The following is a 17,453-nucleotide window of genomic DNA, read 5'->3' as shown; positions in this document are numbered from 1 at the left end:
TTCGGTCGGCACGCACGCGTCCGGAAAAGGAGCTGCTCCCCGTTTTCGCGCTCCTTGAAACCGACGGCACGAAGCAACTGGAAACCGCTTGAATATGAACGATTGGCGCAGCATGCAGGCTGATACGGCAGCTTGGCAGGAAATTTCCATCCTCTCATGTAACGACTGGAGCCTTTTCTTCGAACTGGAACATGTCGGATGAAGAATTCGGCGCGCGAAGAAGAATGGGCGGCCTGGATGCGATCCGCAATCGCGGGCGACGGACGCGCCTACCACAGACTGCTGACAGCGATCACACCCCATCTGCGTGTGATCGCTCGTAGGCGCTGCGAACAGTTCGGTGCGCCGGCAAGTGAGGCCGAGGACGTGGTTCAGGAAGTATTGCTAGCTATCCATCTCAAGCGGGGCACTTGGGATCCATCCCGACCACTGGGTCCGTGGATGGCTGCGCTCGTGCGCAACAAGTTGATCGACAGCCTGCGACGGAGAGGCAAGCAAGCCGCTGTTCCCCTCAAAGACGTGATCGCGATCCTCGAAAGCGATGACGGAGTAGGGGTCGCTGACCGGATGGACATTGAACAGATATTGGGCCGGTTGAAGGACCCTCAGCGAACAATTGTCCAATCGATTTCGATTGAAGGTTCCAGCGTTCGCGAGACGGCCGAGCGCCTGAAGATGACGGAAGTGGCTGTGCGTGTGTCGCTCCACCGGGCGCTTAAGGCGCTTTCGGCTCTCTACTCGGAGCCACTGAAATGAAGACAGAAAATCTCATAGAATTGCTCGCACAGGACGCGCCGGTGAGGCCAAGCCTCTCTCACATGCTCCAACAGGCGAGCATCGCGGCCGTTCTGATCGTTGCAATTGCCTTTTTCTCAGCAATCGGTTTTCGGCATGATATCGGTACTGCTTTGGAAACCGGTCGTTTTCTGTTCAAATTCGTCATCACGGTCGCTCTCGCGATCACCGGCAGCCTCGTCATGTATCGTATAGGAAAGCCCGGGATGCCCGTGCGCTGGTGGGGCTGGGCTTTGCTGGTGCCGTTGGCATTGGCTGTCGGTGCGGCAGTGTTCGAGCTTTCGGTCATGCCGCCTGAGACCTTGGTGACACGGATGATCGGACATAATTCGCGGCTCTGTCTGACAATCATTCCTTCCTTGTCGATCGGTCCCCTTGCCTGTTTTCTTCTGGCGCTACGACATGGAGCACCGACACGTCCTGCACTTGCCGGGGCCGTTGCGGGTCTGGCGGCAGCCGGGATCGCCGCCACGTTCTATGCCGCCAATTACGACGACGACAGCCCGCTTTTCGTCCTGTTCTGGTACCCGATCGCCATTTCCGCCGTGACAGGAGTTGGCGCTTTGGCTGGCCATAAACTATTGCGGTGGTAGATCTTTGAATTGGTGGCACCACAGTGTTCTGCGCCGTCGAGGAAGTGCTTGCCTTTTTCCGAAATGCCGTTCTGTCACGGGCACGATGACCGACGCGGACACACATCCCATCACCGCAATGTCCGGAGCCATCCGAGACACGTTCGTCCATAGCTTGGAACATCAGCCAACTCCGAAATAAACAACCATAGAGGTCTAAATGACGCCCGAGGAATTCCGACAACGAGGTCACGAAATCATCGACTGGCTGGCGGACTATCATGCGAAGATATCCGACTATCCGGTCCAACCTGCGACACATCCGGGCGATGTGAAAGCGATGCTTCCGGCAGTGCCGCCGTTAGAAGCCGAGGGGTTCGATCAGATCATCGCCGATCTCGATTCGGTCGTTCTTCCGAACATCTCGCATTGGCAGCACCCGCGCTTCTTCGGATACTTCCCCTCCAACTCGCTTGGCTCAGGTATCCTGGGGGACCTGGTGAGCGGCGGACTGGGGGTGCTCGGCCTGTCCTGGCAGTCATCGCCCGCGGTGACGGAGATTGAGGAGGTCACGGTCGACTGGTTCAGGCAAATGGTTGGCCTGTCTTCCGCCTGGTTCGGCGTTATCAACGACACGGCATCGACAAGCACCTTGGTCGCCCTGCTGTGTGCCCGGGAGAAAACAACGGGTTTTTCGCTTGCTCGCCAAGGCCTGCAAGCGGAACTCAAGCCATTGATGATCTACACGTCGACAAGCGCTCATTCGTCGGTGGAAAAAGCGGCGCTGCTTGCAGGCTTCGGCCGTGAGAATGTCCGCATGGTCGATGTCGATGCCAATTTCGCGATGCTTCCAGCGGCGCTCGAAGAGGCCATCGATGCGGATATTCGCTCCGGGTTCACCCCATGTGCGATCGTCGCGGCCGTGGGCGGGACCGCTACCGTGTCCATTGATCCGGTATCCAAGATCGCCGACATAGCGCGCAGACACGGCTTGTGGTTCCACATTGACGCCGCCATGGCCGGAAATGCGATGATCCTGCCGGAGTTGCGATGGATGTGGGAAGGCATCGAGGACGCCGACAGCGTGGTAATCAACGCGCACAAATGGCTCGGCGTGCCTTTTGACTGCTCGCTCTATTTCGTCCGTGACGAGCCTCACCTGCTTCGGGTTATGTCTGCCGATCCAAGCTTCCTCCAATCCCAAGCCGACGAGAAGGTGCGCAATCTGCGCAACACCGGTATTCCGCTCGGGCGAAGATTCAGGGCGCTGAAACTATGGTTCGCCATACGGGAGCAGGGGGTCTCCGGGCTACAAGCCAGATTGCTACGAGACATGGGCCTAGCCCAAGATCTTCGGTCGAAAGTCGAAGCAACACCGGATTGGGAGATCATCGCACCCGTCGTTCTGCAAACCGTATGTCTTGTGTATCGTCCGAAGTCTGTGCCGTCCCATCGTCTCGATGATTTCACGCGCGCATGGGCGCATGCGGTGAATGCGTCGGGCCAAGCCTATGTCACGCCCGCCACCGCGGCCGGGCATTGGATGGTTCGTGTCTCGGTCGGCACGATATCGACGGATGCACACGATATCGAGGCGGTCTGGGGCGCGATGCAAGAAGCGGCAGCCGCGCTCGTTCCGGAATTTTCGTGAACGGCCGGAGAGGTGGTGGCATTGGCGGGGCCCTCGGGACGAATGAGCCTTTGACGGATGATGACTTCAACTGGGTTAGCCAACCTGCTGCCATGTGACCGTCGCCGCAGCCTCTTTCCCGATGGTCGCAGATTACCTCCGCGAGGTTCTTCGTGTTCAGCTGCGGCCGCGATCGGGATCGGAAACTCACTGATCAAAGCTACGCTTGATACGGCGAGAAGAATGAGGTGCAGACGTCTGGTCCTCGATACCATGCCCGCTATGTCCTCCGCGATCGCGGCCTATGAGGCACTGGGCTTCCAGAGGATCGATCCGTACTGGAATAACATTCTGCCCGTTATTTATTACGGCAAGACACTTTGAACTCTTAGAAACATAAGGAGATTTTAGATGTTTCATATCAACGCTGAAGCTATTGAATCGGTCAACCAGCTCTCTGAAATGTGGGGCAAACTCGTCGCGGACGTAAACGGTGCTGTGACCGACGATGAAGGGCTTGCGGTGCGATGGGCCGATGCGAAGTTTGCCTTCTACAATGCGCTTGTTGTGACTGCTCCAGTGGAGACCGAGGAGCAATTGAGACGGCTTCTTTTGCGGTCGTCAGAGTTCATGGATGGCCGTGCGCAACCAGGTTGCGTTTGGCTTTTTGATGACTTGGTTTCGCCGAACCTCAGAGCTGAGGTCGGCTCGTTGGCGCGTGAGAGCGGATTGATCAGTTCGTTCACGTGTTGGGGAATGGCAGGCGATCTGATAACCCAAGATGAACCCAGCCACCCTTTGTTGCGGTTTGAGCGGGTAACCAGCGCGCAGCATCTTGACGCATATGCCAGCCTGAATGCCAGGGCATACGGCTTATCCGAAGAGGATGCGATGTCAACGTTTCGCGGGTCGCGCCTCTGGCGCGAAGAGATATTCGCTTTCGTTGCTTACGAGGGCTCAAATCCTGTTGCTTGCGCAGGCGCCTGTGTGGTGGACGGGCGATTATTTCTGGTCTTGGTTGCCACAGAAGCAGAGCGCCGCCGGCTCGGCTTTGGAGAAGCTGTCACGCGCAAGGCCTTATACGAGGCAAGCCAGTCAACCGGCACCAAACGCGTCTGCCTTCAAGCAACAGCAGACGGGAAGCCGGTTTACGAACGGATAGGCCTGCGCTCGACTTCGTCGCTTCAGCTTTTCTCTCGACATTCGGTTTAAGATCAAGTCTTGGCCGTGATGGTATAGCCGGTGGAACTAATCTGGCGTCCACCGGCCCCCAGCTCCGTTTTGGCTCTGGACCTCACCCAACCTGGCTAAAGAGCGACAGCAACGCGGTCTCTGAATCTGAAGAGTGCGCAATAGGTTTTACCTGCGGATGTATAATTCCCGCCGGTACTACTTGTTACATCTCCGGCACACCAAGCGACATCGCACTGGCAATATCGCGTCAGTGGAAACAGCTTGGAGCAATGAAAATGTCGTTTGGACTTTGGCGGTTCCGTGAAGCCAAACGGGCACTAACGATCTTCTGCGAGGACAATAACCTCGATTTAGGGGTCGGAACAAGGTGCGCCGGTAGAAACCGGAAAGGAGTAGATGGTGAAAGTCCATTGCAAGGATGCGATTTGGAACCGACCGGGCCTTGATCGGCGCACCAGAAGCTTTCTGAACCTGGCGATGATTTCGGCGCTGAACCGTCCGCATGAACTTAAACTCCACATACGCGGAGCGATCAACAACGGTCTATCCAAGAAAGAGATTCAAGAAGTTTTTCTGCAGGTGTGCATCTATTGCGGCGTTCCTGCAGCGATCGAAAGTTTTCGCATTGCCCGCGAAGTCTTCGAGGAGATCGCCCAAAATGGCTAATCCCACACAAACGATCGTTGCCTTCATCGGCTTGGGCGTGATGGGTTTGCCGATGGCAAAGCGTCTGCTTGCGGGAGGCTTTGATGTTGTCGCAACCGACCTGTCAGCAGATGCGATGGAGGCCTTCGTCGAGGCTGATGGTCGCACCGCCAAAAATATCGTCGAGGTGGCTCCAGTCACGGACTTTGTGATTACGATGCTTCCCAACGGGCAAATCGTCAGGGATGCGCTGCTTGGCGACATGGGTTTCGCCATGTCGCTCCGGACCGACACATTGATAATCGCCATGAGTTCATCTGCGCCTCTGGAAACGCGTGGTCTCCGTGAGGATCTAAAGATCCTGGGGCTCGATTTGATCGACGCTCCTGTCTCAGGTGGCGCCCGTCGTGCGGAGGATGGCAGTTTGGCTATTATGGTCGGAGGCGCGCCTGCCATGATCGAGAAAGCCAGACCGCTGCTAAAAGCGATGGGCAGTACCGTTACCGCGACAGGCGAGATCGGATCCGGCCACGCAGCGAAGGCCCTGAACAACTATGTTTCTGCGGCGGGATTACAGGCCGCGTGCGAGGATCGGTCGTGAGTTTGGCATCGATCCAAATGTGCTAACCGATGTCCTCAATCTGTCGACAGGAAAGAACCACTCTACCGAGGTAAAGCTCAAGCCGTTCATCATCCCGGAAAACTTCACGTCTGGCTTTGCCATGGCGTTGATGGCGAAAGATATAGAAACAGCAGCATCGCTTGCCCGACAGTTAGGGAAACCGGAACCGGGGCTGGAGCATGCGGCCGCATTGTGGAAGGAGAGTTTGGAACGAGTGGGGAAAGCTGCCGACCACACCGAAATATACAGCTATCTAAAAGTCGCCCGACAGGATCGCTGACCGCATGTCCCGCCAAAAGACAGACCGCGAGACTTCATCTAAGGGCGGCAACCAACACATTTTTCAGTGAAGATGGAACAATGGCTTCTGATAATTTCGATCTCTCGAGACGTGGGCTTCTCAAACTAAGTGGAACAGCCTTGGCGCTAACCGCAACCCATAGCAATTCGCTTGCTGCTACGGAGGGTTCGGCAAGACTTTTTTACACGGATGTCGGAACTGGTACCAACGTGATGCTTCTTCACGGCTGGGCATGCGACTCTCACGATTGGAGTTGGCAGTTGCCGATGTTGGAGAGCAAATATCGTGTTGTCGCCCTCGATCTGCGAGGTCATGGTAGATCGGAGGTCATGCCGTCTGGCACCTATACTCCCGATGACTACGTCGCCGATATCGAAGCGCTGATCACGGCAAACTTCGCGAGCCAGAAATTTGTCGTGATGGGCCACTCAATGGGAGGCCAGATCGCTGCTCGACTTGCTTCAAAGCGGCCAGATCTGGTCACCGCGGTGGTGTCCATGGACGGTGCACTTGGTTTTTCCGATGAGGTGGGGGCCTTCTTCATGAAGACCGCGGATGGCTTGAAAACTGGTGATCCCGGCATTGTTGGGCCGGAGCTCTTCAAAACGGCCTATGATGCCGCAACATCGCCAGCAATCAAGCGATGGCATACAAGACGGCTACAGGGAACACCCCAGCATGTGGTGCGGGAATCGTTCGGGCCGCTGTTCTTCGGAGAGGGGCAAATCGGGGTCGGAAGTGCAAGCGAAGAATTCTGCCGGACCCTGGGGGTCCCCTTCTACCACCTGTGCAGAGACCAATCGCAAGCCGATCGCATGAGCACCTGGTTCACGAGCCGAAAGTCAAGAGTTGATGTCTGGAAGAATGCGGGACACTGGATCATGCAGGACCGACCAGAGGACGTCAACGTCGCGATTGCAGAATGGGTCGACGCGCTTTAGCGGGGGACTGATTGTCAAACGATCTCGCAGCAGCTTGCGGCGCCCTTCTCTTGGTGCCGCATATTCGCCACGAGGCGCCCGGCATCGAGGGCAACATTCACCCGCGCATTAACGCGCCGCTTCGTCCACCAGAGGTCGCGCTGGTTCCCGGCGCTCCCTTTCCAGCACGCGCTTGTTATGAGGTCAAAGCGCTGCCGAAAGGCGCTAAGGTGGAGATCTCGGCGATAATCGCGTTGACTGTGAACCGCCAGGAATTAACCCGACGAAGATCGGTACGAACTGGTCAAGGGACCACGAAATAGTGTCGACCCTGGCAAGAGTACCTCCACTGGGACAAACGGATTGGCGCCGACCCTGTTGGGGCTCGGCGTCTTCAACTTTATCGGGATGCCGCTACTGGCCTTTGCTCGCCGGACGCAATCTGCATATAACATTGATTGTTTTTCTAGGCTTGGCTGGCGCGGCAGCGCACCATTGCTGCTGTTGCAAATAAATCTGGCTGAAAAAATAATTTCAATTTCGGATGACAACGGAGGTCTAGTTAGAAATTGGTCTGATACCTGCTGTTGATATAGGATTATATTTGGCTTTGCCGATCGTACGTGGTCAACGTGCTACGAAAACGCCGCTTACAGTAGTGTTAGAGGGGGAGGCCTCCGCTTTGAGGAACGTTCGCTCGCGCACGCCGCGCAACTTGGTGTTGATGGGACTGCCAATGGTCCTTTGGCTTGTAAATCTTAGGAGAAAAGGAGACGTAGGCTACTATTGCGATAGGATGACGGTTCGAACCCTTTCAAGAGCGGGGCTATGACCGCTTTGTGCCTCCATTTCGGCCCTTCGACGTGAATCGGGCGCTTCCTGGAAGCCGCCGTTGATTCCCGCCGATCTGAGGTCGGCATAGTGCCCTAATGCCAATCATAGCGGATCGCCTGACGATCACCGGGAAGCGGAGATATTTGCCCAATGTCCCAAAGGCCGGGTCTGGGACGAAGCCGCCGTTTACAAAGATTTCGTCGAACGACAGACGGACCAGAGCCGTTATTGGCGCGTCCCGGACCTCGATCATGTTTTGCGAAAATGGCCTAGTCTTTTATAAGTTGGGCGGAACGTCATGCCAACGCAGCAAGCCTGTCACGCAGCCAGCGTTGTGCCGGATGGTTGGTGGTCCGGTCGTGCCAGACACTCACGATGGTGAAGCCGGGGATGGTGAGTGGCGGTTCCAACACCTGCACCCGATCCGACCAGCCATCGGCTATCCGCCGTGGGATCAAAGCGATCATGTCGGACCGCGACACGACCTCTGGCACGATCAGAAAGCCCGACGTGGACAGGGCTACGGTGCGGCGGCGGCCGACGGCCTCCAGTGCTGCATCGGTAGGTCCCGAGAACCCGCCGCCCTGGGGTGACACGACGACGTGCTCCAGAGCGCAGAATACGTCCAGGCTGAGACGGCCCTGCACGGCCGGGTGTCCCTTCCGGGCGATCACCGCGTAACTCTCTTGAAAGAGCTGGCGCTGGCGCATGGCCGCCGGTGCATGGTCTGGAGATGCCAAGGCCAAGTCGACTTCGCCGCGCTCCAACTGCGTGGCGAGCGCCAGCAAGTCGAGGGCACGCCAGGCGATGCGGACCTTGGGTGCCTCGGTTTTGAGCGCGACCGAGAAGCGGCTAAGCAGAGCAAACTGCACATAGTCACTCGCGGCGATGACGAGGGTGGCCTCCATGGTTGCCGGGTCGGACGACATTCCCTCTGCCACAACCCTACGGACACCCTCTAGCGCGTCATGCAACGGTTGCCGAAGCTCGACGGCGCGCTGGGTCAGCACCATCCCACGCTGAGCCGGAATGAGGAGGGGATCGCCGAGTTCATCTCGAAGCCGCGCCAGCCGAGCCGACAAGGCGGGCTGGCTCAGGTTCAAGCGCCGGGCGGCACGTGTGACGTTCCCTTCCGCCAGCAGAGCTTCGAGCGTGACGAGTAGGCCGAGATCAAGGTTCTTGGTATCCATTTGCTGGATAACAACAGACAGAAGGTTCGATTTCAACACCGCACCATGCGGCTTTATATGAAGATCGTAAATAAGTTGCAGGGGCATAGAGCCCTCAAGCGGAAGGCTAGGATCGATGCGACCATCCGGACGGACGCCGCCAACCTATTCGAAATCCCCTAGTCAGGCCCGGGCAGCCCACGGTTGACCGCGCTCGATAGACATCACCCATACCATTCAGGAGAACATAATGTCTGACCGAGGCAACACTTTCATGCGTCGCTTCGTGCAGTTCATCAACACTGCCGACGAAAAGCTTGGCGAGGAACTCATCGCGCCGAATGCGGAGTTTTACGTTCCTTATCAAAGCGAACCGCTCATAGGCCGCCGGGCTATCTCGAAGCCATCGGGGTGATGCGCGGCGGCTTTCCGGACATCCAGTGGACGCTCGAGGAGTTAATCGTCGAGGGTGAGAAGATCGCCGCGAGGTACACGATGCGTGGCACACACGAAGGCACGTTCTTCGAAGTACAGGCGACCGGAAGGCGGATCGCCGTCCAAGACATGAACTTTTATGTCGTGGTCAACGGGAAGATCGTCGGCGAGCGCGGTCAGCCCGATCTCCTCGGGCTGATGCAGCAGATCGGTGCCGTGCCAGCGCCGAGTTGATCGCAACGGCAGATCCACCAGGTTGCAGGTTTCGCGCTCGCGCTGGCCGAAATCGCGGACGCCTTCCGGCTCCAGGAACCTGGCAGCCACTCCGGCAAGATCGTCGTCGAATCCGGCACCCCCCAACTATCAAGAAGGAATCATCATGAAAGTTCTTATTGTTTACGCGCACCCTGAGCCCACTTCGCTGACACGGCGACTGGTCGACGTGACCGCTGAGACGCTGTCGGCAGCTGGGCACACCGTGGTTCATTCGGACCTCTACGGCATGAAGTGGAAGGCGGTGTACGACGCCGATGACTTTCCGATGCGCAGCAACCCTGAACGGCTGTCGTTCATCATGGAGTCAGGCAATGCTTACGCAAGCGGGCATCAGACGCCCGACGTGATCGCCGAGCAGCAGAAGCTGCTCACGGCGGATGCTGTGGTCCTGCAATTCCCGTTGTGGTGGTACGGCGTGCCCGCGATCCTGAAGGGCTGGATAGAGCGGGTCTATGCCTTCGGTTTTGCCTACGGCTATCAGAATGGCTCCAACGAGTTCCGCTTTGGCGACGGCATCCTCAAGGGCAAGCGAGCGCTGGTCAACGTGCAGGCAGGCGGCCCAGCGGCCGACTATGGCCCGCGGGGTATCAACGGTCCGATCGAGCAGCTGTTGTTCCCGCTGACCCATGGCGCGCTGTTCTACCCCGGCATGGACGTGCTCCCGACGCACGCGGTCTATGGCGCGGGTCACGTTTCCACGGCGGAGGAAGTGGAGGCGATCAAAGCGGCATGGCGTGTGCGCCTCGCCGGGCTATTCACCGACACGCCGATCCCCTTCCGGTCGCAAAACGGCGGCGACTTCCCCGATCGCCACACCATGTCCGACGATGTTGCGCCGGGCCAAACCGGCCTCGTCGCGCACGTTGCCGATCTGGTCGACGCATAAGGAGATTAAAATGGATGTAGCATTCATCGGACTTGGGCAAATGGGCTCGGGTATGGCCGACAACCTCGTGGCGGCCGGCCACCAGGTTACCGTCTGGAACCGGGACCGGACCAAGGCTGAGCCGTTCGCTGAGCGGGGCGCGACGGTCGCCGCTGATCTTGCCGCGGCCGCTCGGGCTGGCACCGTCGTGACGATGCTTGCCAATGACGCCGCTGTGGAGGCGGTCTCGTTCGGCGACGGCGGGCTGCTCGCTGCAGGTCCCGGCCTGCTCCATATCTCGTGCAGCACGGCCAGCGTGGACCTCACCGCTTCGCTGGCGGAGGCGCATGTCGCGGCAGGACAGCGGTTCGTGTCGGCGCAGGTCTTGGGCCGCCCAGACGTCGCGGCCGCCGGCAAGCTGTCGGTCATCGCGGCAGGCGCGGCGGACGATCTGGACGTAGCACAGCCCTTGTTCAACGCGATCGGGGCGGCGACACATCGGGTCGGCGGCCGCCCGGTGATGGCCGCGGCGGCGAAGCTCGCCTTCAACGCCGGCATCCCGGCCATCATGCAGATGCTGACGGAGCAGTTCCGCATCGTTGCCGCCCACGGTATCGCCGCAGATCGGATGGCGGCGCTGCTGCTCGAAGTGAACTACGGCAATCGCCTGATTGGCAGTTACGGGCCGATCATCGCGGAAAAGCGGACCGAGCCGGCGGGACTCCCTTTGCGATTGGGCCGCAAGGATGTGGGCTTGGCGCTCGCGGCGGCAGGCGATGCCGAACTGCCGCTGACGGAGCTGATCGCCAGACGCATGGACGCGATTATCGCCGCTGGCGGTGGGGAGCGCGATTGGTCTGCGGTCGGCCAGCCAGATTAGACGTCGACGAACCTCACCTGATTCCGGACTGAGACGGAGGGCGCTGTCGTCTTCCAGTGAACGCCACCATCGGAGAAAACCAAATGCGCATTCTGAAACCGCTCCTGCTCCCGCTTCTACTCGCCGCGCCATTGCCGATGGCGACAGTCCAAGCCGCTCCCGCCGATGTGCCGGCGGCCGTCGCCGCTCCTGGGAGGCCGGGCGAGGCGGTCGCGCTCGACGAAAGTCGCAAGCCCGTCGAGGTGCTGAAGTTTCTCGGGCTTGAACAGGGCGACCGCGCGCTCGACCTGTTCACCGGGACCGCGGCCCCGTTTACGCGCGTCGGCTATTATGCCGAGATCATCGGCCGCGCGGTCGGTCCCAAGGGTGCGGTTGTCGCGTGGGAGCCTGCCAATCTGCTCGACGATGCAGGCAAGAAGAACTTTGCCGGCCTGATCGCGCGCGTTCCCAACGTCCACCTGATCTCGAGCACCGCCGCCGATCTGACGCTCGACCCTGCGAGCTTCGACTTTGTGCTAATGCACCTCGTCTATCACGACACCTATTGGGAGAACGAAGAGTTCCAGTTTCCTCGGATGGACCCGCACGCGTTCCTCGCCAAAATCTTCGCGGCGACCAAGCCAGGCGGGATTGTCGGCGTCGTCGATCACGTCGCCGCGCCCGGCGGCGACACACGCGCGGTCGTCAGAAAGCTCCACCGCATCGACCCGGCGGTGCTCCGAGCGGATTTCGAGCGCGCGGGGTTTAAGCTCGAAGCCGACTCCGATCTGCTGCGCAACCCCGACGACGATCATTCGAAGCTGTCGCTCGATCCCGCGATCCGCGGAAAGACTGACCGCATCATTTACCGCTTCCGCAAACCCCATTGAGGGCACGCTGTCATCCCTGAACTTCCACGACCTAGGCGCGGGTGACAGGGCGGCAGCCGGCCGTCGATGGCCGTATCCCCATGGCCGATGGCGCCGGGGTGGTGGAGGCGGCTGGTGCGGAAGTCACGGAGTTTAAGCTCGGCGACCATGTTGCGCCGGGCCAAACCGGCCTCGCCGCGCGCATTGCCGATCTGGTCGACGCACAAGGAGCAACACCGATGTCGCCTGAATTGTTCGCGCTTGCCGTGGCGGCCTTCGCCATCGGCACGACAGAGTTCGTCATGATCGGGCTTATCCCGGATGTCGCGCGCGATCTTACGGTAACGATACCCCAAGCCGGTCTGCTTGTGACTGGCTATGCCCTGGCCGTGACGGTTGGAGCGCCAACGGTCACGGCCCTTACTGGAAGGCTTCCCCGCCGCGGGCTTGTGGCTGGGCTGATGGGCCTGTTCACGCTCGGAAATCTGCTCGGCGGCGCTGCGCCGACTTATGAAGTGCTGCTGGCCGGGCGGATCGTGACCGCAGTGGCGCACGGCGTGTTCTTCGGAGTCGGCGCACCGATTGCGATGGGCCTAGCGGATCGTGAGCGTGGCGCGCGGGCGGTCGCGACGATGTTCGCAGGGCTTACCCTTGCAATGGTCATCGGTGTCCCATTCGGCACAATCGTCGGGCAGAGCCTTGGGTGGCGGGCACCGCTGCTGGCGGTGGCTCTGCTCGGATGCCTCGCGACAGCGCTATTGCGACTTTTGTTGCCGCGGGAAATCCCCCACGTTCGGCCCGCCGGATTGCAGTCGCAGTTCGCCGTACTGATGAAGCCCCGCCTCCTGGCGCTCTATTTCATCGCTATGACCGGGTTTGGTGGATCATTCGTGGTTTTCACCTTTCTCGCACCGCTGCTGAGGGAGGTAACCCACGTGTCACCGGCCGCAGTCAGTTTGGCGCTCATGGCATTCGGCGCAACTGCGGTGGTCGGGAATTTTGGCGGAGGCCGGCTTAGCGATGCACTCGGCACGCGGCGCGGCCTCATCGCAGCGCTGGTCGGTCTTGTCCTGGCGCTTGCGATGCTGCCCTTTTCAGCCCCGCACGTCCTGACAATGTTCGCCAACCTGCTCCTCTGGTCTGCCTGCTGCTTCTGTCTTGGCCCCATCGTTCAGTCGGGCGTGGTCGCGGCGGCGGAAGAGGTCGCGCCCGGCGCGGTCGCGACGGCTTCGGGCTTCAACATCGCCGCGTTCAACTTCGGCATCGCAACATTCTCCGCGATCGGCGGTCTGCTCGTGGCCGGCCCCGGTATTATGACGACGCCCTTGGGGGGCGCAGCTGCTGGCTGCGCTGCGCTTGTCGGCAGTTTGTTTGTCCGCTCACACCGGCCGGGGCGCATGCCGATTTCCCGGCGAAAGATCCAATCCTGCAGCCTAATCAACACTTAGCGAAAGGACTGTCTTATGGAGACCTATGTCGTGCGCGCCCCCGGCGGTTTAGATCGTCTTGGAATCGTCGAGCGGAATGATCCGGGCGAGCCCGGACCCGGCGAAGTACGCGTGGCGATCCACGCGACCTCGCTCAATTTCCATGACCTGCTCGTCGCTAACGGCGGTATCCCTACGGAAGATGGTCGTGTCCTCATGGCCGATGGCGCTGGCGTCGTCGAGGCAGTGGGCGCAGGCGTTGCCGAATTCGCCCCGGGCGATCATGTCGTTTCGACTTTCTTTCCGCATTGGACCGCCGGCAGGCCCTTTACCGCAGTCGGCAACTTCGCGGGGACGCCGGGCGGCGGGATCGACGGCATGGCGGCGACGCATGTCGTGCGCCCTGTTTCAGCCTTCACCCGAGCGCCCAAGGGCTGGAGCCATCCCAAAGCCGCGACTATTACCACCTCCGGGCTTACCGCTTGGCGCGCGCTCGTGATCGACGGCGCGCTGCAGGCGGGTCAAACCGTGCTGACCCTGGGCAGCGGCGGGGTGTCACTTGCCGCACTTCAACTCGTCAAAGCGATGGGTGCGCATGTAGCAGCCACCTTCTCCTCAGACGAAAAGTGCGAGCGCCTACCCCGATCAGGCGGCGGAGCACTAGATGCGGATTGAACAACTTGTTTCCAAGGCGCAACATCTTGCCCGGCTTGCGGACGAACCCTCGGGTTGCGCCACCCTCATGGAGGAGAAGAAACGGAGCCACCTGCCGGGGTTGGTGGTAATGTGTAGGACGCACCCTGGTCAAGTTGAGGCGCCGATCTGCGGCCCCGTCTTTGGGTTAGTTCTGCAGGGATCGACGGAGATTTCTGCCGGCATGCAATCCCTGTCAATTGCGTCGGGCGACCTATTGGTCGTCAGCCATGACTTGCCGGTCGCCACACGCGTCAAACATGCCGCTCCCTTTGCTCCTTATCTTGCGGTTTTAATTTCTGTCGATTTGACAATCATAAGGAGCCTTGCTGAGCAGATCAGCGAGGACTGGGCGGAGAACAAACACGCTCAAACGCTGGAGGCGGGATCGGCCGAACCTGCTTTGATTGAAGCCGTTGATCGATATCTGTCGCTCCCGGAAGATTCGGTCGAGGCGAACGTCATAATCCCCTTGATCCGCCGAGAACTGCATTTTCGTATTTTGGTCGGCAGGTATGGCGGGATGCTGCGCAACCTTTTGTTGCCGGGCAGCCATGCCAGCAAGATCGCCAAAGCTATCGCGCTGATCCAGGATGGCGCTCGCGAGAGACTGTCGTTGACCTCGCTGGCCAGCGCAGTGGGAATGGGTCTGTCGTCGTTTCACCATCACTTCAGATCGATCGCTGGGACAAGTCCGCTTCAATATCAAAAGGACTTTCGCATGATCGAGGCCAAGCGTTTGTTGTCGCTCGGTGGTCGCACTGTCACGTCCGTCGCGTTAGAGGTCGGCTACGAAAGCGCCAGTCAGTTCAGCCGGGAGTATTCGCGTAAATTCGGCGCGCCCCCTCGAAATGATCTCCCCCGTACCGGCCGCGCCAAAGGTCGGGCCGCTGGAGGACGAACGCCTGATTTGTGATTTGCTCTTGCCGGCAGGATCAGGTTGATCGGTCAAGGCAACGTAGGACTGTTCTTCACCTACTACGATCAGACCAGTCTCTGGACTTTCCAAGCGCTGCTGCAGGGACTGGGCGCAAAGCGCCCGCCCGCGCTTTGGAAAGGGGGATCTCCACTTTCAGGAGCGCGCTCCCAATACCGTCGCGATGAAGGCGCGCAGGTCGGCCAGCATCAGTTCCGGCTCTTCCAGCGCGGCGAAATGCCCGCCCCGCGGCATGTCGGTCCAATGCACGATGGTGTAGGTCTTCTGCGCGAACGAGCGCGGCGGCGGCAAGAACACCGGATCGGGGAAGGCCACAAAGCCGGTCGGCACCTGGATGCGGGTGCCGGCCGGAAGCATCATCGACTCCTCAAGCCGGCTGCCGTAGTAGATCCAGGTTGCAGTCACGAACGATGCCGGCGCGATGTAGAGCATGATGTTGGTGAGGAGTTCCTCCTCGGAAAACTTGCTCCAGATGTCGGGGTCGCCATCGGCGGTTGTCGGAAGATCGGCCCACTTGCCGAACTTTTCAAGTATCCAGCCCGCCGCTCCGGCCGGGCTGTCGGCCATCGCGACGCCGAGCGTTTGCGGGCGGGTTGCCTGCTCGTGAAAGTAGGCGCTCTCCCGATCGGCAATCGCGGCCCGCTTGGCGGCGAAGGACTTCTCCTCGTCGGTCGTCAGAGCGGCGTCCTCCGCATGCACGGTCATCATGTTGATATGGATGCCGAGCAGAGCGTCCGGTCGATCATGCGCTGCCCAGGCCGCGATGCCGTGGCCCCAATCGCCCCCTTGAACGAAATACGGCGTGTCGCCGAACAGTTGGATCATCAGCCCATGTATGAGGGCAGCAGACCGTCGCATGCCGATCGGGCGCGCGATCGGGTTGGAGAACGCGAAGCCAGGAAGCGAGGGGACAACAACATCGTGCCCGTCCGCTGCGAGCGGCTCCAACAGCCGCTCGAACTCGAGATACGAGCCCGGCCAGCCGTGGAGAAGCAGGACGGGCGGCTTGGAGCCGTCGCCTTTCACATGAACGAAGTGGAGGTGCTCGCCTTCCACGTCGGTCATGAAATTGGGGAGTGCGTTGAGGCGCCGTTCGACCGCACGCCAGTCGTAGCTGTCCCGCCAATACGCGGCGAGCCGCTTGAGGTCATCAACCCCGACCCCCGCTGCCCAGCCTCCCGCATCCGGCATCTGGCTCCAGTCATAAGCCTCGACCTTGGCTCTGATCGTGGCGAGCCGTTCGTCAGGGATGTTGATCGTGTAGGGTGAAATCATGATATTTTCCGCTTAAGCTGGGATGCGGTTCGAGGGAGAGGGCGTCCACCAATCGGCTATCCGTATTATCGGTGAATGTTTGAGAGCCTAAGGCCGCCCCACATACTACTCGGTACGTCGCCGAGGCAGAAATCGAACCTTCTGCATGTTGTTATCCAACGAATGGATACCAAAAACCTCGATCTCGGCCTGCTCGTCACGCTCGAAGCCCTTCTGGCGGAAGGAAACGTTTCGCGTGCCGCCCGGCTCTTGAACAGGACGGTCGCCTCCATTGGCAGCGTGAAAACAGAAGACCTGATAAGCCTGATAGCGCAGGACACGCGCCAACCTGTCAATCTAACGTTCGTGCTGTCGGGTGCCGTAGTGGCCGGGTCGTTGGTTTCCGGCCTTGCTTTCTTTACCACTCTGGGGTTTCGACACGACATTGGCCAAGCGATCGAAACTGTGCGGTTCGGCTTTAGGTTCGTTGTCACCCTCTCGCTTTTTGCGGCGGCGTTATCCCTGACGGGGCCTGTCATTCGACCGGGCACCGATATTGGGCGGAAACGCTGGCTGCTGGTTATCGCGCCAATTTTTCTGCTTGCAGCAATTAGCCTGGAATTATTTGTCACGCCGTCTGATGTCTGGCTCGATAAACTGATTGGCCACAACGCATTGCATTGCCTGACGATCATACCGGCACTATCGGTGTTCCCATGCACGTTTCTTTTCCTCGCCATGCGGCAGGGCGCGCCGGAGAAGCCAGGTCTTGCCGGCGCGCTCGCGGGTCTCGTGTCAGTCGGGATCGCTGCGACGCTCTATGCGACCAACTGTTTCGACGACAGTCCGCTGTTCGTCGCGACCTGGTATCCTCTGGCAACGCTCATCGTGGTTACTGTCGGCTATTTCGCGGGAAAACGTTTCCTAAAATGGTAGGGGCTTCGCGGCGGTGAGCTGCTGTTTCACAGATGATCACCGCTAGCGGCTGCAGTTCCATAAATCTGCTTACGCCTCAAAAGCTGAGATGCGTCCGCACCTTAGGCGGTTCCTAAGGGAATCAAATATGGGTGTCGCGGGTTCATATCGGTTCAAGGCGATAGAGCCAGCATCCTATCTTGCGATCTATCCCCTCGACCGTTATACTGTTTTTGAAAAA

Annotated in this window: 20 protein-coding genes and 1 pseudogene; 19 read left to right on the top strand and 2 right to left on the bottom strand. The window is 59.7% G+C overall.

From position 1 onward, the window contains the following. Window positions 1-198 precede the first annotated feature (198 nt). The 10 genes and pseudogenes from BS630_RS29870 (at window position 199) to BS630_RS36815 (ending at window position 7,270) form a co-directional block, all read left to right on the top strand. Window positions 199-756: a sigma-70 family RNA polymerase sigma factor gene (locus BS630_RS29870; protein WP_077980296.1), complete on the top strand. Its 558-nt coding sequence runs from the start codon at window positions 199-201 to the stop codon at window positions 754-756. Beyond that, window positions 753-1,388, top strand: coding sequence for an NrsF family protein (locus tag BS630_RS29865; protein WP_077980295.1), 636 nt, complete (start codon window positions 753-755; stop codon window positions 1,386-1,388). The genes BS630_RS29870 and BS630_RS29865 overlap by 4 nt, the downstream gene beginning before the upstream one ends. 199 nt (window positions 1,389-1,587) lie before the next feature. Next, entirely contained in the window at window positions 1,588-3,018 is a 1,431-nt protein-coding gene (locus tag BS630_RS29860; protein ID WP_077980294.1) for a pyridoxal phosphate-dependent decarboxylase family protein, read from the top strand. Between the two features lie 57 nt (window positions 3,019-3,075). Further along, the gene (locus BS630_RS38760; RefSeq protein ID WP_425351734.1) at window positions 3,076-3,381 is read left to right on the top strand and encodes a GNAT family N-acetyltransferase; all 306 of its coding nucleotides are present in this window, start codon (window positions 3,076-3,078) and stop codon (window positions 3,379-3,381) included. Between the two features lie 27 nt (window positions 3,382-3,408). Next, window positions 3,409-4,209, top strand: coding sequence for a GNAT family N-acetyltransferase (locus BS630_RS29855; protein ID WP_077980293.1), 801 nt, complete (start codon window positions 3,409-3,411; stop codon window positions 4,207-4,209). Between the two features lie 393 nt (window positions 4,210-4,602). Further along, window positions 4,603-4,857: pseudogene (locus BS630_RS29850) on the top strand (carboxymuconolactone decarboxylase family protein); the annotation flags it as partial. Beyond that, entirely contained in the window at window positions 4,850-5,437 is a 588-nt protein-coding gene (locus BS630_RS29845; RefSeq protein WP_312876054.1) for an NAD(P)-dependent oxidoreductase, read from the top strand. The pseudogene BS630_RS29850 and the gene BS630_RS29845, both read left to right, overlap by 8 nt. Window positions 5,438-5,456: 19 nt before the next feature. Further along, window positions 5,457-5,738 carry an NAD-binding protein gene (locus BS630_RS38580; RefSeq protein ID WP_312876055.1) on the top strand — a complete coding sequence of 94 codons (282 nt, stop codon included), beginning with the start codon at window positions 5,457-5,459 and terminating at the stop codon, window positions 5,736-5,738. Window positions 5,739-5,818: 80 nt separating this feature from the next. Next, window positions 5,819-6,700 (top strand): alpha/beta fold hydrolase, encoded by an 882-nt coding sequence (locus BS630_RS29840; RefSeq protein WP_077980291.1) that lies wholly within the window; start codon window positions 5,819-5,821, stop codon window positions 6,698-6,700. 342 nt (window positions 6,701-7,042) lie between these two features. Continuing rightward, on the top strand, window positions 7,043-7,270 hold the full coding sequence (locus BS630_RS36815) for a hypothetical protein (protein ID WP_143529532.1): 228 nt from the start codon (window positions 7,043-7,045) through the stop codon (window positions 7,268-7,270). Window positions 7,271-7,809: 539 nt separating this feature from the next. Here BS630_RS36815 and BS630_RS29830 read toward each other — a convergent pair. Beyond that, window positions 7,810-8,790, bottom strand: coding sequence for a LysR family transcriptional regulator (locus tag BS630_RS29830; RefSeq protein WP_245310536.1), 981 nt, complete (start codon window positions 8,788-8,790; stop codon window positions 7,810-7,812). 142 nt (window positions 8,791-8,932) lie between these two features. Here BS630_RS29830 and BS630_RS38255 point away from each other — a divergent pair, with 142 nt between their 5' ends. From BS630_RS38255 to BS630_RS29795, 8 genes are all read left to right on the top strand, one after another. Further along, window positions 8,933-9,097 carry a hypothetical protein gene (locus tag BS630_RS38255; protein WP_225525212.1) on the top strand — a complete coding sequence of 55 codons (165 nt, stop codon included), beginning with the start codon at window positions 8,933-8,935 and terminating at the stop codon, window positions 9,095-9,097. Next, window positions 9,097-9,351 (top strand): ester cyclase, encoded by a 255-nt coding sequence (locus BS630_RS38250; RefSeq protein ID WP_245310535.1) that lies wholly within the window; start codon window positions 9,097-9,099, stop codon window positions 9,349-9,351. Before BS630_RS38255 ends, BS630_RS38250 begins: the two co-directional genes overlap by 1 nt. A gap of 145 nt (window positions 9,352-9,496) precedes the next feature. Further along, entirely contained in the window at window positions 9,497-10,279 is a 783-nt protein-coding gene (locus BS630_RS29820; RefSeq protein ID WP_077980289.1) for an NAD(P)H-dependent oxidoreductase, read from the top strand. 10 nt (window positions 10,280-10,289) lie between these two features. After that, window positions 10,290-11,138 (top strand): NAD(P)-dependent oxidoreductase, encoded by an 849-nt coding sequence (locus BS630_RS29815; RefSeq protein WP_077980288.1) that lies wholly within the window; start codon window positions 10,290-10,292, stop codon window positions 11,136-11,138. An 83-nt stretch (window positions 11,139-11,221) separates the two neighbouring features. Next, window positions 11,222-12,007 carry a class I SAM-dependent methyltransferase gene (locus BS630_RS29810; protein ID WP_077980287.1) on the top strand — a complete coding sequence of 262 codons (786 nt, stop codon included), beginning with the start codon at window positions 11,222-11,224 and terminating at the stop codon, window positions 12,005-12,007. Window positions 12,008-12,087: 80 nt separating this feature from the next. Then, window positions 12,088-13,434 (top strand): MFS transporter, encoded by a 1,347-nt coding sequence (locus BS630_RS29805; protein WP_245310534.1) that lies wholly within the window; start codon window positions 12,088-12,090, stop codon window positions 13,432-13,434. A gap of 15 nt (window positions 13,435-13,449) precedes the next feature. After that, the gene (locus BS630_RS29800) at window positions 13,450-14,088 is read left to right on the top strand and encodes a zinc-dependent alcohol dehydrogenase family protein (RefSeq protein WP_077980286.1); all 639 of its coding nucleotides are present in this window, start codon (window positions 13,450-13,452) and stop codon (window positions 14,086-14,088) included. Then, window positions 14,078-15,022 (top strand): AraC family transcriptional regulator, encoded by a 945-nt coding sequence (locus BS630_RS29795; protein WP_077980285.1) that lies wholly within the window; start codon window positions 14,078-14,080, stop codon window positions 15,020-15,022. Before BS630_RS29800 ends, BS630_RS29795 begins: the two co-directional genes overlap by 11 nt. A gap of 156 nt (window positions 15,023-15,178) precedes the next feature. Here the strand turns inward: BS630_RS29795 and BS630_RS29790 are convergent, their stop codons facing one another. Continuing rightward, window positions 15,179-16,318 carry an epoxide hydrolase family protein gene (locus BS630_RS29790; protein ID WP_077980284.1) on the bottom strand — a complete coding sequence of 380 codons (1,140 nt, stop codon included), beginning with the start codon at window positions 16,316-16,318 and terminating at the stop codon, window positions 15,179-15,181. Window positions 16,319-16,480: 162 nt separating this feature from the next. Between BS630_RS29790 and BS630_RS29785 the strand changes: the two genes are divergently transcribed. Beyond that, window positions 16,481-17,233 (top strand): NrsF family protein, encoded by a 753-nt coding sequence (locus BS630_RS29785; RefSeq protein ID WP_206118249.1) that lies wholly within the window; start codon window positions 16,481-16,483, stop codon window positions 17,231-17,233. The last annotated feature ends 220 nt before the right edge of the window (window positions 17,234-17,453 follow it).

The organism is Rhizobium laguerreae (genome assembly GCF_002008165.1).
GTDB lineage: Bacteria > Pseudomonadota > Alphaproteobacteria > Rhizobiales > Rhizobiaceae > Rhizobium > Rhizobium laguerreae.
This window is presented reverse-complemented; position numbering and strand designations above follow the sequence as displayed.

Bases quoted from the DNA above. Each gene is read 5' to 3' on its own strand.
- BS630_RS29860 (WP_077980294.1), top strand. From the start codon at position 1,588: ATGACGCCCGAGGAATTCCGACAACGAGGTCACGAAATCATCGACTGG.
- BS630_RS29805 (WP_245310534.1), top strand. From the start codon at position 12,088: ATGGCCGATGGCGCCGGGGTGGTGGAGGCGGCTGGTGCGGAAGTCACG.
- BS630_RS29865 (WP_077980295.1), top strand. From the start codon at position 753: ATGAAGACAGAAAATCTCATAGAATTGCTCGCACAGGACGCGCCGGTG.
- BS630_RS29815 (WP_077980288.1), top strand. From the start codon at position 10,290: ATGGATGTAGCATTCATCGGACTTGGGCAAATGGGCTCGGGTATGGCC.
- BS630_RS29820 (WP_077980289.1), top strand. From the start codon at position 9,497: ATGAAAGTTCTTATTGTTTACGCGCACCCTGAGCCCACTTCGCTGACA.
- BS630_RS38255 (WP_225525212.1), top strand. From the start codon at position 8,933: ATGTCTGACCGAGGCAACACTTTCATGCGTCGCTTCGTGCAGTTCATC.
- BS630_RS29795 (WP_077980285.1), top strand. From the start codon at position 14,078: ATGCGGATTGAACAACTTGTTTCCAAGGCGCAACATCTTGCCCGGCTT.
- BS630_RS29785 (WP_206118249.1), top strand. From the start codon at position 16,481: ATGGATACCAAAAACCTCGATCTCGGCCTGCTCGTCACGCTCGAAGCC.
- BS630_RS29830 (WP_245310536.1), bottom strand. From the start codon at position 8,790: ATGCCCCTGCAACTTATTTACGATCTTCATATAAAGCCGCATGGTGCG.
- BS630_RS38250 (WP_245310535.1), top strand. From the start codon at position 9,097: ATGCGCGGCGGCTTTCCGGACATCCAGTGGACGCTCGAGGAGTTAATC.
- BS630_RS29800 (WP_077980286.1), top strand. From the start codon at position 13,450: ATGGAGACCTATGTCGTGCGCGCCCCCGGCGGTTTAGATCGTCTTGGA.
- BS630_RS29855 (WP_077980293.1), top strand. From the start codon at position 3,409: ATGTTTCATATCAACGCTGAAGCTATTGAATCGGTCAACCAGCTCTCT.
- BS630_RS29810 (WP_077980287.1), top strand. From the start codon at position 11,222: ATGCGCATTCTGAAACCGCTCCTGCTCCCGCTTCTACTCGCCGCGCCA.
- BS630_RS29840 (WP_077980291.1), top strand. From the start codon at position 5,819: ATGGCTTCTGATAATTTCGATCTCTCGAGACGTGGGCTTCTCAAACTA.
- BS630_RS29870 (WP_077980296.1), top strand. From the start codon at position 199: ATGAAGAATTCGGCGCGCGAAGAAGAATGGGCGGCCTGGATGCGATCC.
- BS630_RS29790 (WP_077980284.1), bottom strand. From the start codon at position 16,318: ATGATTTCACCCTACACGATCAACATCCCTGACGAACGGCTCGCCACG.
- BS630_RS38760 (WP_425351734.1), top strand. From the start codon at position 3,076: ATGATGACTTCAACTGGGTTAGCCAACCTGCTGCCATGTGACCGTCGC.
- BS630_RS29845 (WP_312876054.1), top strand. From the start codon at position 4,850: ATGGCTAATCCCACACAAACGATCGTTGCCTTCATCGGCTTGGGCGTG.